The following is a 15,264-nucleotide window of genomic DNA, read 5'->3' on the forward strand; positions in this document are numbered from 1 at the left end:
TTATATCGACTTATCGAGAGTAGCATTGGCTTCGTACCCACTTTATCGCCCTCCCAAGGAGCAACCCATCATGAAACGCCAATTACTGCTCAGCCTTACCCTGTCGATGCTAGCCAGCACTGCTTTCGCCCTGCCCGCTGCCGATCAGGCTACCCCACAAGTAAAAACCAGCCACTCGGTGTTCAGCCAGACTGTTGCTGCTGACGGCGGTGACCGCACTCCACAAGGTCAGACCCTGGCTGAAAACGGCCGCAATCGTCTGGAAGAAAAAGGCCTGGTACAAGATGGCTACGACAAGACTCCACAAGGTCAAGCTGTAGCAGAAGGTGGCCGTGACCGTCTCGAAGAGAAAGGTCTGGTTCAGGACGGTTCCGATCGCACTCCACTGGGCCAGGCTCTGGCCTCTGATGGCAGCGACCGCACTCCACAAGGTCAAACCCTCGCTTCCGACGGCAGCGACCGCACCCCACAAGGCCAGACCCTCGCTTCCGACGGCAGCGACCGCACCCCACAAGGCCAGACCCTCGCTTCCGACGGCAGCGACCGCACCCCACAAGGCCAGACCCTCGCTTCCGACGGTAGTGACCGCACTCCACAGGGCCAGACCCTCGCTGAAGGTGGTGGTGACCGTGTGATCGAACGCAACAGCGCTTTGAGCTAAGCCCATGGCGGCCTGGAAAAAAAGCCCGATCAGCCGATTGGGCTTTTGACTTTTTCAGCCCCGGCCAATCGCAAAACCGCATTTCCCCCCATTGACTCTCCCCCGACGTTCGACGCCAGCAAAGCCGATTTGCTAGAGTGCGGCGCTTGTCCCGCTCAAGAAAACGCCTTTGCGATGCTGCCCCGCGCCGAACAGAAACAACAGACCCGCAACGCCCTGATGGACGCCGCCCGCCATTTGATGGAAAGCGGCCGAGGATTCGGCAGCCTGAGCCTGCGCGAAGTGACCAAGACCGCCGGCATCGTGCCCACCGGTTTCTATCGGCATTTTGCCGACATGGACGAGCTGGGTCTGGTACTGGTCAGTGAAGTCGGCCAGACCTTCCGCGAAACCATCCGCCTAGTGCGCCACAACGAATTCGTCATGGGCGGCATCATCGATGCGTCGGTGCGAATCTTCCTCGACGTGGTCAGCGCCAACCGTTCGCAATTCCTGTTTCTCGCCCGCGAGCAGTACGGCGGCTCGCAGCCTGTGCGTCAGGCGATTGGCCGACTGCGCGAAAACATCAGCGCCGACCTCGCGGCCGACCTGAGGCTGATGCCCAAGCTGCAACATCTGGACGCAGCCGGTCTGAGCGTGATCGCCGACCTGATCGTCAAATCGGTGTTCGCCACCCTGCCGGACATCATCGACCCGCCCGCCGAAGCCCTGCCGGAACATCTGACGCCACAGGCAAAGATCACCCAGCAACTGCGCTTCATCTTTATCGGTCTCAAGCACTGGCAAGGGCTGGGCAGTACCGAGTAACTCACCTTTTTTCAAACACAACGCAAAACCAATGTGGGAGCGGGCTTGCTCGCGAAAGCGGTGTATCAGTCAACAATAAAGTGACTGACCTACCGCTTTCGCGAGCAAGCCCGCTCCCACATTGGTTTTGCGCCGCCCATATTTGGTGCATGTAAAAATCTTCACGCACCAAAACCTTCCAAAACTCTGCAACATCTTGAAACATCCACTACGCTCCGACAGGGATTTCCTACATCTCAGCCGGTTGGCAAGCCCCTTGCTCTAGCCCTCTCTACAGTCCACTGCTGGAAGCTTTCCGATGCTGGTGATTCATCGCAGAATCGACCCTCAACCTGTCTGGTCCGCCGAGTTGCACCTGACCTTCGAAGCGCGGAGCAAGAGCCGTTTGCGCTGTTTCAGTGCCGATGGCGAAGACGTCGGGTTGTTTCTGGAGCGCGGTCAGGCGCCGTTATATGACGGCGAATGCCTGCAGGCGGAAGACGGCCGCATCGTTCGCGTCTGCGCCCGCCCCGAGCAACTGCTTCACGTCACCTGCGCCAACGCCTTCGAACTGACCCGCGCCGCCTATCACCTCGGTAACCGCCATGTCGCCTTGCAAGTCGGCGACGGCTGGCTGCGCCTGCTCGACGATTACGTGCTCAAGGCCATGCTTGAACAGCTCGGCGCGCAAGTCGAAGCGATTGAAGCGCCGTTCCAGCCGGAGCACGGTGCCTACGGCGGTGGTCATCATCATTCGCGGCATGGCGACGAGGACTTCAACTACGCGCCGAAACTGCACCAGTTCGGCGTTCGTTTATGAACCCAGCCTGGGCGCTGTTGCGCCTGGCCAGTCCGCAACTGCCGATTGGCGGCTACAGCTATTCGCAAGGCCTGGAAATGGCGGTGGATAACGGCCGCGTGCACAACCCGGACAGTGCCCGGCGCTGGATCAGCGATCAATTGCTGCTCAACCTCGCCCGTTTCGAAGCGCCGCTGCTGCTCGCCCATTGTCAGGCCGCGGCCGAGGAAAACTGGGCCGAGTTGCTGCGCATCTGCGAAACCCACCGGGCCAGCCGCGAGACCCGCGAGTTGCATCTGGAGAGCCGGCAGATGGGTTACTCACTGCAGCAGTTGCTCAACGGTCTGCCGGAACTTGACGCGCCGGCCCGCAGCTTTCTTGAGCAATGCGCGGAACCGCATCTGGCCCTCGGCTGGGCACTGGCTGCCCGCGCCTGGCAGATCAGCCCGCAGGACGCCCTCGCCGCGTGGCTGTGGAGCTGGGTGGAAAACCAGCTCGCGGTGCTGATGAAAACCCTGCCGCTGGGCCAGCAAGCCGCCCAGCGCCTGACCAGCGAATTGCTGCCGCTGCTGCAACAGGCGCAGCAGGACGCCAGCCAAATCAATCCCGAACACATCGGCAGCGCCGCGTTCGGCCTGTCCCTGGCGTGCATGGCGCATGAGCGCCAGTACAGCCGACTTTTCCGTTCCTAGGGCCTGTCATCTTGGAGAAGCACATGAACACACAACCCCTGCGCGTCGGCATCGGCGGCCCGGTCGGTTCCGGCAAAACCGCGTTGACCCTGGCCCTGTGCCTGGCGCTGCGCGACCGCTATAACCTGGCCGTCGTCACCAACGACATCTATACCCGCGAAGACGCCGACTTTCTGGTGCGCAACGAAGCGCTGGCACCGGAGCGGATCATCGGCGTGGAAACCGGTGGCTGCCCGCACACGGCAATCCGCGAAGACGCCTCGATCAACCTCGAAGCGGTCGATCAACTGAACCGGCGCTTTCCGGGGCTGGACCTGATTCTGGTGGAGTCCGGCGGCGACAACCTGTCGGCGACCTTCAGCCCGGAGCTGTCGGACCTGACCATCTACGTGATCGACGTCTCGGCCGGCGACAAACTGCCACGCAAGGGCGGGCCGGGGATCTGCAAGTCCGACCTGCTGGTGATCAACAAAATCGACCTGGCGCCGCTGGTCGGTGCCTCGCTGGAAATGATGGATAGCGACACCAAGCGCATGCGCAACGGCAAGCCATTCGTCTTCAGCAACCAGAAAACCGGCCAGGGCCTGGAAGACATCATCGCCTTCATCGAGCGCCAGGGCCTGCTGAACGCCGCCTGATTCAATGACCAACAAGGAAGCTTATCCATGACACTCAAACGCATTCTCGGCGCCGTGGCGCTGCTGCTGACCCCGGCCCTGGCCTTCGCCCACCCGGGCCACGGCGACAGCGGCTTGATCGCCGGCATCAGCCACCCGATCGGCGGCCTCGACCACTTGCTGGCGATGGTTGCGGTCGGCCTGTGGGCCGCGCAGCAGCAAGGCGCGGCACGCTGGGCGCTGCCCTGTACATTCGTCGGCACCATGCTGATCGGCGGCATGCTCGGTTTTGAAGGGCTGCAACTGCCGGCGCTGGAAAGCGGGATTGCGGCTTCGGTGCTGGCGCTGGGCCTGGCCGTGGCATTGGCGGTGCGTCCGCCGCTGGTAATGGCGGTGGCGGCGACGGCGTTGTTTGCGCTGTTCCATGGTGTGGCGCATGGCCTGGAACTGCCGGACATGAGCAGCCCTTGGGCGTATGCCGCCGGTTTCGTCGCGGCGACTGCAGCGCTGCATGCGGCGGGTTATGGCCTGGTGCGCGTGTTGCCTCAGGCTGCTGCACCATTGGTGCGAGTGGCGGGGGCTGCTTCGGCGGTGACCGGTGCCTGGTTGCTGGCCGGCTGATCTTTATCGCCTGAACCGGCCTCTTCGCGAGCAAGCCCGCTCCCACCCTGGATTTGCGGTGTACACAAAACCTGTGGGAGCGGGCTTGCTCGCGAAGGCGGACTGACAGACACCGCGTCTCATCAGGCCGTCGCTCTGCTACCATGTCGCGCAATCGCCCCAGCCGTGACGACGTCCGCCAATGCCCCATGCTTCCCGCTCCACCTCTCTGCCCGAATTGACCGCCCTGTTCAGTGATGTGCAACAGCACTTTCTGAACGTGATCGTGCCGCTCTGGCAAGGCCCGGGCTGGAACGCCGACATGGCGCTGCCCTACGAAGCACTGGACGCCGCACATCAGCCGCTGCCGCCGCAACGCTACCGGGCGATGGCCTGCGCACGGCAGCTGTACCTGTTTTCCAGCCTGATCGGGGTTGTAGATAACGCCGAGGTGCGCGCCGCCGCGCTGTTCCGCTCGCTGCAACGGCATTTCCACGACGCCGAGCACGGCGGCTGGTTCTACAGCATCGACGCGCAAGGCAAGCCGCTGGATCAGCGCAAGGATCTCTACACCCACGCTTTCATCCTGTTCGCCTGCGCCCATTACTGGGCCAAGTCCCGCGAGCCGCTGGTGGAGTCCACACTCAACGCCGCACTGGAAGTCATCGCCCGGCGCTTCACCACCGGTGACGGCCTGTACGAAGCGTGCCTGGACCGCGACTGGATCACCCTGCAAACCGGCCCGCTGCAAAACCCGCTGATGCACCTGGCCGAAGCGTTTCTCGCCACCCTCGCGGTACGCGAAGACGCGGCGACGCAGCAAGCGCTGGTGGCGTTATGCACAGCCATGCACAAGCAGTTCGTCGACCCGCAACATGGCGTGTTGATGGAGAAACCGCTGGGGGCTGTGGATAACTGGTACGAGCCGGGGCATCAGTTCGAATGGTATTTCCTGCTCGAGTCTTCAGCCCTGCTGCGTGGTTCGAAATTGCATGCAGCGCTGGACCGGGCATTCGCTTTCACCGAGCAGTTCGGCGTTGAACAACCTTCAGGTGCGGTGCGGGCGATGCTCGATCTGCAACTGGACGGTCGCCCGAAAGATTCGACTCAGCGGATCTGGGCGCAGGCTGAATACCTGCGCGCGCTGACCTTGCGTGCGGGCAGTGAAGCTACAGTGCTACGCCAGTTGCAGGCGCTGCAGCAGCGTTTTCTGCATGCGGGCGGGTGGCATGAATGCCGGGATGAGCAAGGAGAGGTCAGCCGCAAGGACATGCCTTCGACGACGCCTTATCACTTGGCGACGTGCTACAGCGGTTTAGCCGAATATCTGAACTAACTGACTGAACTTATCCTGTGGCGAGGGAGCTTGCTCCCGCTTGAGTGCGCAGCACTCACAAAAATCTGGGGCCGCTTCGCAGCCCAGCGCGAGCAAGCTCGCTCGCCACAGGAGATTCAGCAGCTCTGAATCAGGCAATCCACTTCTTGTCACCGGTAAAGCTGATGGTCAACCAGCGCGCCGCATCCGGCTCGCCGAGCTGCGCCGAGATTTCCTCACGCAACGCATCCAGCTGCCCCACGCTCTGCAGCCGGTAATCCGCCGGCAATACCACATGAATCTCGATGAACCGCGCCCGCCCGTGCTTCTGCACGTAGGTCACGTAATCGTCGAAACCATGCGCAACCTTTGCCGCCTCCATCACTTGGCGCACCTGATCATCCAGGGTGTCCGGGGCAATACCCAGCACATCGCGCAACGCCGGGCCGAGGATCTTGAACGCCGGTGGCAACATGGTCAGCGCCAGGACGATCAGGATCAGCGGGTCGACAAACTTCGCCCACTCGTCAAAGCCCTGGGCCTTGAGCAGCAACGCGGCGAGAAAACTGATCAACAGGCCGACCGAGAGCATCGCGTCCACCAGCCAGCTGATGTTGTCGAACTGGATCAGGCTGGACTTGAGCTTGCGATTGCGCCGACGCACGTAGAAGAAGTAGGCGAACTCGACGACGGTGAACACCGCCGCATAAATGATCACCAGCCCCAGTTCGATCTCGCGGCCGCCGTTGATGATGCCGAACACACCGTTGAGAAAGGCATAGATCGCGATCAACAGCAGGAAGCTGCCTTCGATCAGCAGCACCATCGGCTCCAGATGCCAGAAACCGAACTGAAAACGGTGATTGCTCTCTTTGGCGATCAGCCGGGCGGTGATCAGCATCAGCACTTTGATGAACGTTGCGATCAGCGAGAAAAAACCATCGAAAAGGATGGATTGGGAACCCGAAACAAAACCGGTAACGATCCCGGCAATCGACACCGCGAACATCAGGATGGTCGATTGTTTGAGCAGTGACTGCTCACCTCGGTTACTCACGTAGCCTCCTCTAAAAACCTTTGAACCGCGGGGTGCGGTGGGGTTTGTCGGAGATGAGTTTACCTTATTGGCGGTTTTGCCCGGTTTTGTGGCGAGGGAGCTTGCTCCCGCTGGGGTGCGGAGCGCCCCCGCTCTTCAGTTCAAAAAAACGGGCCTGCTGCGCAGTCCAGCGGGAGCAAGCTCCCTCGCCACAGGGTCTTACGCCTTGTTACGCTCGATCGCAAACCCGGCCCAGGTCTGGCTCACCGGCATCAGCTCCAGGCTGTTGATGTTGATGTGTGCTGGCGCGTTGAGCACCCAGAATATCGTCTCGGCGATGTCCTGCGGCTGGATCGGCTCGGCCCCGGCGTAGGTCGCGTTGTAGCGTTCCTGGTCACCGGCAAAGCGCACCAGCGAGAACTCGCTTTCGCACAGGCCGGGCTCGATGTTGCTGACGCGCACGCCAGTGCCCTGCAGGTCGCAGCGCAGGTTCAGCGAGAATTGCTTGACGAACGCCTTGGTCGCGCCATACACGTGGCTGCCCGGGTACGGGTAGTTTCCGGCGATGGAGCCGAGGTTGACGATACCGGCGCCACGGCCGTGGGCGATCAAACGTGGCAACAGCAGACGGGTGCTGTACATCAGGCCTTTGACGTTGGTATCGACCATGGTGTCCCAGTCGTCGAGGTCGCATTTGGGCGCCGGATCGACGCCCAGCGCCAGCCCGGCGTTGTTGATCAGGCCACGCAGCTTGGCGAACGACGGCGGCAGATTGGCAATTGCCTCTTCCATCGCCTTGCGGTCACGCACGTCGAGCACCAGACCATGCACTTCGGTCTGCTTCGACAGATCTGCGCACAGCGCATTGAGGCGTTCCTCACGACGACCGGTCAGCACCAGTTTCCAGCCAGCCTCGGCAAAACGACGGGCACAGGCTTCACCAAAACCGGACGTCGCGCCGGTAATAAACAGGGTGTTGGACATCGTGTTCTCCTTGCATCGACCGCCGTGCGGTCATTGGAATGGACAATCAGCAGGCAGCATGCCCGGCCCCGCTTTAACCGGCAACCACCGAATCCTGCTCATTAATTGATCAATGGCCGCCACACCATATGCACCGTGGCCTGTAGCCATGTGCACGCATGTTATCCACAGCCCCTTCCACAGTTTCCGGGGGCAAGTGAAAAAGCGTAAAGCCGCGCCACACAAGGCTTTGCGGGCGAAATAGAAAGTTTTTTGCTTGACCCTGATCTGGCAGTTGTGCCGGTGATGGCATTCTGCACGACTGCACGGTCACAGCAGTCTTTGCGCGAGGCCAGTAATCACGGTGCTCCGCGCGGTCTTTCCAGAGTTTAATCACAGACTTATCCACAAGCTTGCGCACATGGAATTGCCGATTCTGCAGCGGCCATAAAAAGGTTGACAAAGGCGTCTATCGTTATCGCAAAAGCACCTGATCAAAAAACAATCACCACGCTACAAGCCACGGTTCCAATGGCCTGCAGACAGCTACACCCACGTTATTCACAGCCAGCTCCACAGCAAACGGGGACAAGTCGAAACTGTGGAAAAACAGCCATTTGCAGCGTCTATATGTCGCGCTTTGGCAGGTGCGGGAATTTGTTTTCCACAATTCTGAAATCTGGCGCAGATCAACTGTGGGAGCGGGCTTGCTCGCGAAGAGGGTGTGCCATCAAACACGGTGTTATCTGACACACCCTCTTCGCGAGCAAGCCCGCTCCCACAAGGGACTTGTGCTGGACTTGAGATGTAAAAAGCCCCGGGACTTTCGTCGCGGGGCTTGTGGACAACGCATGAAGAATCAGTGCCCGCCCAGATAAGCGTTGCGCACCTCCTCATTCACCAGCAGCTCTTTACCAGTGCCAGTCAGGCGAATCTCGCCGTTGACCATTACATATGCCCGATCCGACAGCTTCAGCGCATGGTTGGCGTTCTGCTCGACGAGGAAAATGGTCATGCCGGTTTTCGCCAGTTCCCGCAGGGTGGCGAAGATCTGTTTCACCACGATCGGCGCCAGGCCCAGGCTCGGTTCATCGAGCAGCAGCAGTTTCGGCCGGCTCATCAGCGCACGGGCGATGGCGAGCATTTGCTGCTCGCCGCCGGACATGGTCATCGCCCGCTGGGTACGGCGTTCTTCGAGCCGCGGGAACAGCTCGAACATGCGCTGCATATCCTCCTTGGCATATTTGTCGCCAATCGGGATGGTGCCCATCAGCAGGTTCTCCTCGACGGTCATGTCGGGGAACACCCGCCGCCCTTCCGGCGACTGCGCGATGCCGTTGGAGGCGATGTAGTGCGAGGACTTGTGGGTGATATCAACGCCTTGATAGAGGATCTGCCCGCCCGCCGCGCGCGGCTGGCCGAAGATCGACATCAGCAGCGTCGATTTACCCGCGCCGTTGGAGCCGATCAGGCTGACGGTCTCGCCTTCGTTGATCTGCAGAGATACGCCTTTGAGGGCCTGGATCGGGCCGTAGAACACGTCCAGATCTTTCAGTTCGAGGATCGGTTTGCTCATACCAGCTCCTCTTCGTCGGCGCCCAGATAGGCGGCAATCACTTTCGGATCGTTGCGGATCGCGTCAGGCCCGCCTTCGGCGATGACCACGCCGTGATCCAGCACCACGATGTGGTCGGAAATGCTCATTACCATGCCCATGTCGTGTTCGATCAGCACCACGGTCAGATCGTGCTCGTCGCGCAGCAGCCGGATCATCGCGCTCAGCGCTTCGGTTTCCTGAGGGTTGAGGCCGGCGGCCGGTTCGTCGAGGCAGATGATCTGCGGCCGCGTGCACATGGCCCGGGCGATCTCCAGACGGCGTTGCTGACCGTAGGACAGTTCACCGGCCAGACGGTTGGCGCAGTCCACCAGATCGACCACTTCGAGCCAGTAGAACGCGCAGTCCAGCGCATCACTTTCGGCCTTGCGATAACCCTTGGTGTTGAGGACGCCAGCGAGCATGTTGCGGTTGACCCACATGTGCTGCGCCACCAGCAGGTTTTCCAGCACCGACATTTCCTTGAACAGGCGAATGTTCTGAAACGTTCGGGCCAGCCCGGCGCGGTTCACCAGGTGCGTGCCGCCGAACATCTTGTAGTACAGGCGACTGAGGAAGCTTTTCGGCGAGACGAAGTCGGTCGGTTTGAACGACTCACCCAGCAGTTGGATGACATTGGTCTGCTTGCCGCGCACGTTGAGTTCGATCTTGCCGCCGGAAGCCTTGTAGAACCCGGTCAGGCAGTTGAACACCGTGGTCTTGCCTGCGCCGTTCGGCCCGATCAGGGCGAAGATCGAGTTGCGTTTGACCTTGAGGCTGACATCGCTCAAAGCCTTGATGCCACCGAAGTGCATCATCAGTTTTTCCACAGAGAGTACGACTTCACTCATGGCGCAGTCCTCTCATAGTGAATGGCACCTTTGCGTGGAGTGACCCCGGTACGGCTGATGCGGATCAGCCCGCGTGGTCGCCAGATCATCATCAACACCATCAGGATGCCGAACAGCAGCACGCGGTATTCAGCGAAGCCGCGCAGCAGTTCCGGAGCAACCGTCAACACGAATGCCGCGATCACCACGCCGATGGTCGAACCCATGCCGCCGAGCACGACGATGGCGAGGATCAGTGCCGATTCGAAGAAGGTGAACGAGGTCGGGTTGACGAAGCCCTGGTAGGTGGCGAAAAACACCCCGGCCAGGCCCGCGGTCGATGCACCGATGGTAAACGCCGAGAGCTTGACCAACACGTGGTTCAGGCCCATCGAGCGGCAAGCGATTTCATCTTCGCGCAGGGCTTCCCAGGCGCGACCCACCGGCATTTTCACCAGACGATGCTTGATGTACAGCACGGCCAGCACCACCAGGAACAACACCGCGTAGATGAAGTAATACTTCACGTCCGGGTTGTAGGCGATGCCGAAGAACTCATGGAACGGCACCCCGCCATCCTTGGCGCGCTTGCCGAACTCCAGGCCAAAGAACGTCGGCAGTGGCGCCGGCATCCCGTTCGGACCGCCGGTCAGCGACAGCCAGTTGTTGAGGATCAGGCGGATGATTTCACCGAAGCCCAGGGTCACGATCGCCAGATAGTCACCGTGCAGACGCAGCACCGGGAAACCGAGGATGCAGCCGGCCAGGCCTGCGGTGATCGCCGCCAGTGGCAGCACGGTCCAGAAGCCCAGCCCGAGGTATTGATAACCCAGCGCCAGACCGTAGGCACCGATGGCGTAGAACGCCACGTAACCGAGGTCGAGCAGGCCGGCCAGACCGACCACGATGTTCAGCCCCAGCCCCAGCAGCACGTAGATCAACCCGAGGATGACCACGCCCAGCAGGTACGAGTTGGAGACAAACGGCACGATGACCGCGAGCACAATCAGCAGCGGGATGATCCAGCGCAGCGAGGATTTGTGATCGGCAGGCAGTACGTGTACACCGGAACCGGTGCTCTCGAATCCGTCGAGAATCTTCAGGCCCCTGGGCGTCTGCAGAAACAGACTCAAGGCAAAACGGCCGATCATCACAATGCCGATAAGCCACGCGACGCGGGTCGGCTCAAGATTGAAGCTGTAGCCTTCGAGCACGACGCCGACAATCGGGCCGAACACGATCAGGGCAATGAGGCCGGCCAGAATCGCCTCAACCAGACTTTTTTTGATATCGATGGATTTTTGGGTGGTTGAAGACATCGCTTACACCTTCGACACAAGAGGACGGCCCAACAGACCCTGAGGCCTGAAGACCAGAACAAGTACGAGCAGCGAGAAGCTGAACACGTCTTTGTAGTCGGAGTTGACCAGGCCCGAGAACAGCGACTCGGAGATCCCGAGAATGATCCCGCCGAGCATCGCGCCGGGCAGTGAGCCGATCCCGCCCAGCACGGCGGCGGTGAACGCCTTGATGCCGATGACGAAGCCTGCGTAGAAGTCGAACGTGCCGTAGTTCATGGTGATCAGCACGCCGGCCAGGGCCGCCATCGCTGCACCGATGATGAACACGTAGGAAATCACCCGGTCGGTGTTGATCCCGAGAATCGAAGCCATCTTGCGGTCTTGTTGGGTGGCGCGGCACATGCGGCCGAGCTTGGTGTACTTGATCACGTAGGTCAGCAGGCCCATGCCGACGAACGCGGCGACCAGAATGAACACCTTGGTGTAGGTGAGCTGGACGAAACCTGTGCCGACGTCGATGCGCCAGGCACCGGTGAGCAGCGTCGGAACACCCTGTTGGCGGGCGCCCTGGCTGATCTGGGCATAGTTTTGCAGGATCAGGGAGATGCCGATGGCGCTGATCAGCGGTGCCAGTCGGGTGGAGTTGCGCAGAGGTTTGTAGGCGACGCGTTCGATTACCCAGCCATAGACGCCGGTGACGACGATGGTGAAGACCAGCGTGCCGAGCATCAACAGCGGGAAGGATTCGATACCGAAGTAAGCCAGCAGAGCCAGACTGATTGCCGCCAGGTAAGCGGAAATCATGTAAACCTCGCCGTGGGCGAAGTTGATCATGCCGATGATGCCGTAGACCATTGTGTAGCCGATGGCGATCAGGCCATAGACCGACCCGAGGGTCAGGCCGTTGACCAGTTGCTGCAGGAAAATACCATCCATAACGCAATCTCACGCAATGAGAACCTGCCCACCTGTGAGCGGGCGGTTCCTCTAGGAAAAATACAGATTTACGTCGGAGCAATGCAGACACGTTCCCCCCAACACCATCGCCTCCTGTGGGAGCGGGCTTGCTCGCGAATGCGGTGTATCAGCTACCGTTGATGGCGACTGACACCCCGCATTCGCGAGCAAGCCCGCTCCCACAGGGGTTCATGGTGTTCGGATGATCGCGTCAGCCCTTACTTCTGTTTTTCCAGCTGATGGTATTTGCCGCTCGCGTCCCACTGGTAAACCACGTAGTCGGACACTTTCAGGTCGCCTTTCTTGTCCCAGGACTTCTCACCCATGACGGTTTTCACCGGGTTGGCCTTCAGCCACTCGGCGGCTTTTTCGCCACTGTTGGACTTGGCGCCATTGAAACCGGCCGCCAGGGCCTGAATCGAAGCGTAGGCGTACAGGGTGTAGCCCTCAGGTTCAGTCCCGGCCTTGCGGAACTGCTCGACCACGGCCTTGCTTTCCGGCAGCAGGCGCGGGTCGGCGCCGAAGGTCATCAGCACGCCGTCAACGTATTGCGGGCCGCCGGCGGTGGTCACCAGTTCGTCGGTGACGATGCCGTCGTCAGACATGAACTTCACATCTTTCAGGCCTTCGGTGCGCAGTTGCTTGACCAGTGGGCCGGCTTCCGGGTGCAGACCGCCGAAGTACACGACGTCGGCGCCAGCGGCGCGGATCTTGGTGACCAGGGCGCTGAAGTCTTTCTCGCCACGGGTCAGGCCTTCGTAGATCACCGGGGTCACGCCGCGCTTGATCAACTGAGCCTTGGTCGCATCGGCCAGACCTTGACCGTAGGTGTCCTTGTCGTGGATCACCGCGACTTTCTTGCCCTTGAGCACGTCGACGATGTAGTCGCCAGCGACAATGCCTTGCTGGTCGTCACGCCCGCACATACGGAACATCGCGCTCAGACCGCGCTCGGTCACCTGCGGGTTGGTGGAACCCGGGGTGATCGCGATAACGCCGGCTTCGTCGTAGATTTCCGAGGCTGGAATGGTGGAGGAAGAGCAGAAGTGACCGACCACGCCGGCGACTTTCTGGTTCACCAGGTCCTTGGCAACCGTCACCGCCTGCTTCGGTTCGCAGGCGTCATCGCCCTTGACCAGTACGATTTTCTCGCCGTTGACGCCGCCCGCCGCGTTGACCGCGTCCGCCGCTGCCTGTGCACCCTTCATGTACTGCTCGCCAAATGCCGCGTTGGCGCCAGTCATTGGACCCGCTACACCGATTTTCACATCAGCTTGAGCAAACGCAGAAACACCCAACGCAGTAGCCACTGCGAGGGCCAGAAAGCCTTTCTTGTAAAACGTCTGGGACATGAGGTGGTGCTCCAAGGTTTTTTTTAGTTGGCACTGCGACTTCACTTCACTGAATGCTCTGAGCAAGCGCCGTGCCATCGGTTTTTTATTCTTCAAAAAGTCGCTGCTTTCTTGTTATTTCGACTGTTTCGTTCCCATTTTCATTGGGCGTGCAACCGTCTAAACCGCGGAAGGTGAAACCTTTTTAAATCTGAGGCGCAACCCGCTTGCGCCATCATTGCAACCGCGGCACCAAACGACGTGCAACCAGCCTGTAACAGCTCGCGTCACCGAACTGCACACTGCTGGTGCGGGACTGCTACAACCCGCACCATTACAGGCTAGTCGCTGCATCGAAAAGCGCCGCTTCCGGCAACATATTTCAACACTCAGATTACGATGCGCAGGCACTGGCCCGCGTGATACAGCGAGAACCCGGCCTCGTACAGGCAACTGCGCAGGCCGACACCGGCCAGGGGCTGCATCGGTGCGAAGGGGATCGGCAGGGCTTGAGGATTTCCGTTACACAGGTAGTCGGCGAAGGCTTTGCCGACCACGGTGCCCGTGGTCACGCCACGGCCGTTGTAACCGGTGACGGCCACCAGTCCGGGTGCCGGCTCGAACAGCCTCATCAAATGATCGGGGGTGAAGGCGATGCGCCCGGTCCAGGTGCATTCCCATTCCACCGATTTCAGGTTGGGGAAGTAGTGTTGCTGCACCCGGTCAGCCCAGGCTTTGAGGAACCACGTCGGTTTCTGATTGCCATTGCCCAGGCTGCCGAGCAACAACCGGCCGTCCTTGTCGCGGCGAATACTGCTCAGCACCTGCCGCGTGTCCCACGAGCCCTGCCCGCCGGGGAGGATGTCATGGGCCGCGTCTTCGGTCAGCGGCACCGAGGCGACCTGATAGTAGTAACCGGGGAAGAAATTGCGCTTGAGTTCGGTCCAGTCGCCTTCGGTGTAGGCGTTGGAGGCGATCACCACTTGCTCGGCGAGCACCGATCCGTGCTCGGTCTGCACTGACCATTGCTGGCCCATGCGCTCGAGACGGGTAACCGGCGAGTGATCGAACATCTGCCCGCCCAGGCCCTTCACCGCGTTGGCCAGGCCGGTGACATAAGCCATCGGGTTGAGCGTGCCGGCACGCCGGTCGAGCAGTGCGGCGGCAATCTTCTGCGTACCGGTGGCTTGCTCGCAGGCCTTGCCGGTGAGCAGTTCGACCGGAGCGCCACGGCGCTTCCATTGTTGCTCGCGACTGCGCAGATCCGCTTCGCCCTTGGCGTTGTGCGCCATGTGCAGGGTGCCTTCGCGGCGCAACTGGCAATCAATGTTGTATTTATCCACAAGGCTGAACACCAGCGCCGGCGCCGCCCCTAGCATGCGGTTGAGCTGACTGCCGACCGCTTCGCCGAATCCGGCTTCGATCTCGTCCGGCGGGATCCACATGCCGGCGTTGACTAGCCCGACGTTGCGTCCGGAGCCGCCATGCCCGGCGCGATGAGCTTCGAGCACGCAGACGCTTTTGCCCTTCTCCAACAGATGCAGCGCCGCCGACAACCCGGTAAACCCGGCGCCGATCACGCAGACATCGACTTTGACCTCGCCCCGTAGCGCGGTGTTATCCGGGCGCTGAGGCGTGAGTTTTTCCCACAGACATTCTTCGCGTAACGGCATTGCCAGACTCCAACAGAAACCTGCCAAACACACTGCTGATCCTGTGGGAGCGGGCTTGGGTGGGGGGGGGGGGGGGGGGGAAAAAAACATGCTGCAGGACCAGCACACT

General features: G+C 60.8%; 15 protein-coding genes. 7 read left to right on the forward strand and 8 right to left on the reverse strand.

Annotated features, from left to right (window positions below):
* Positions 1–70: 70 nt before the first annotated feature.
* The 7 genes from AC27VU_RS27135 (at position 71) to AC27VU_RS27165 (ending at position 5,491) form a co-directional block, all read left to right on the forward strand.
* The gene (locus AC27VU_RS27135; RefSeq protein ID WP_488725284.1) at positions 71–661 is read left to right on the forward strand and encodes a hypothetical protein; all 591 of its coding nucleotides are present in this window, start codon (positions 71–73) and stop codon (positions 659–661) included.
* 174 nt (positions 662–835) lie between these two features.
* Entirely contained in the window at positions 836–1,468 is a 633-nt protein-coding gene (locus AC27VU_RS27140) for a TetR family transcriptional regulator (RefSeq protein ID WP_045122272.1), read from the forward strand.
* 298 nt (positions 1,469–1,766) lie between these two features.
* Positions 1,767–2,267, forward strand: a complete 501-nt coding sequence (ureE, locus tag AC27VU_RS27145; RefSeq protein WP_003221180.1) for an urease accessory protein UreE — start codon at positions 1,767–1,769, stop codon at positions 2,265–2,267.
* Positions 2,264–2,938, forward strand: coding sequence for an urease accessory protein UreF (locus tag AC27VU_RS27150; RefSeq protein ID WP_488725285.1), 675 nt, complete (start codon positions 2,264–2,266; stop codon positions 2,936–2,938). The genes ureE and AC27VU_RS27150 overlap by 4 nt, the downstream gene beginning before the upstream one ends.
* A 23-nt stretch (positions 2,939–2,961) precedes the next feature.
* Positions 2,962–3,576, forward strand: a complete 615-nt coding sequence (gene ureG, locus AC27VU_RS27155) for an urease accessory protein UreG (RefSeq protein WP_003221176.1) — start codon at positions 2,962–2,964, stop codon at positions 3,574–3,576.
* 27 nt (positions 3,577–3,603) lie between these two features.
* On the forward strand, positions 3,604–4,176 hold the full coding sequence (locus AC27VU_RS27160) for a HupE/UreJ family protein (protein WP_003221174.1): 573 nt from the start codon (positions 3,604–3,606) through the stop codon (positions 4,174–4,176).
* Positions 4,177–4,357: 181 nt separating this feature from the next.
* Positions 4,358–5,491, forward strand: a complete 1,134-nt coding sequence (locus AC27VU_RS27165; protein WP_488725286.1) for an AGE family epimerase/isomerase — start codon at positions 4,358–4,360, stop codon at positions 5,489–5,491.
* 130 nt (positions 5,492–5,621) lie between these two features.
* On the opposite strand, the gene AC27VU_RS27170 is transcribed toward AC27VU_RS27165, so the two are convergent.
* The 8 genes from AC27VU_RS27170 to amaA form a co-directional block, all read right to left on the reverse strand.
* On the reverse strand, positions 5,622–6,527 hold the full coding sequence (locus AC27VU_RS27170; protein ID WP_488725287.1) for a cation diffusion facilitator family transporter: 906 nt from the start codon (positions 6,525–6,527) through the stop codon (positions 5,622–5,624).
* A 198-nt stretch (positions 6,528–6,725) separates the two neighbouring features.
* Positions 6,726–7,490: an SDR family oxidoreductase gene (locus AC27VU_RS27175; RefSeq protein WP_226499913.1), complete on the reverse strand. Its 765-nt coding sequence runs from the start codon at positions 7,488–7,490 to the stop codon at positions 6,726–6,728.
* An 838-nt stretch (positions 7,491–8,328) separates the two neighbouring features.
* A complete protein-coding gene (locus tag AC27VU_RS27180) occupies positions 8,329–9,045 on the reverse strand; it encodes an ABC transporter ATP-binding protein (protein WP_047600666.1) in 717 nt (238 codons plus the stop codon).
* Complete coding sequence (locus tag AC27VU_RS27185) at positions 9,042–9,914, reverse strand: ABC transporter ATP-binding protein (protein ID WP_401065133.1); 873 nt, start codon at positions 9,912–9,914, stop codon at positions 9,042–9,044. Before AC27VU_RS27185 ends, AC27VU_RS27180 begins: the two co-directional genes overlap by 4 nt.
* Positions 9,911–11,212, reverse strand: coding sequence for a high-affinity branched-chain amino acid ABC transporter permease LivM (gene livM, locus AC27VU_RS27190; protein WP_003221162.1), 1,302 nt, complete (start codon positions 11,210–11,212; stop codon positions 9,911–9,913). The genes AC27VU_RS27185 and livM overlap by 4 nt, the downstream gene beginning before the upstream one ends.
* A gap of 3 nt (positions 11,213–11,215) precedes the next feature.
* Entirely contained in the window at positions 11,216–12,130 is a 915-nt protein-coding gene (locus AC27VU_RS27195; RefSeq protein WP_003221160.1) for an ABC transporter permease subunit, read from the reverse strand.
* Positions 12,131–12,369: 239 nt separating this feature from the next.
* Positions 12,370–13,503: a branched-chain amino acid ABC transporter substrate-binding protein gene (locus AC27VU_RS27200; protein ID WP_003221158.1), complete on the reverse strand. Its 1,134-nt coding sequence runs from the start codon at positions 13,501–13,503 to the stop codon at positions 12,370–12,372.
* A 368-nt stretch (positions 13,504–13,871) separates the two neighbouring features.
* Entirely contained in the window at positions 13,872–15,155 is a 1,284-nt protein-coding gene (gene amaA, locus AC27VU_RS27205) for an L-pipecolate oxidase (RefSeq protein WP_488725288.1), read from the reverse strand.
* Positions 15,156–15,264 lie beyond the last annotated feature (109 nt).

The organism is Pseudomonas sp. 14P5.3.2, from assembly GCF_057799175.1.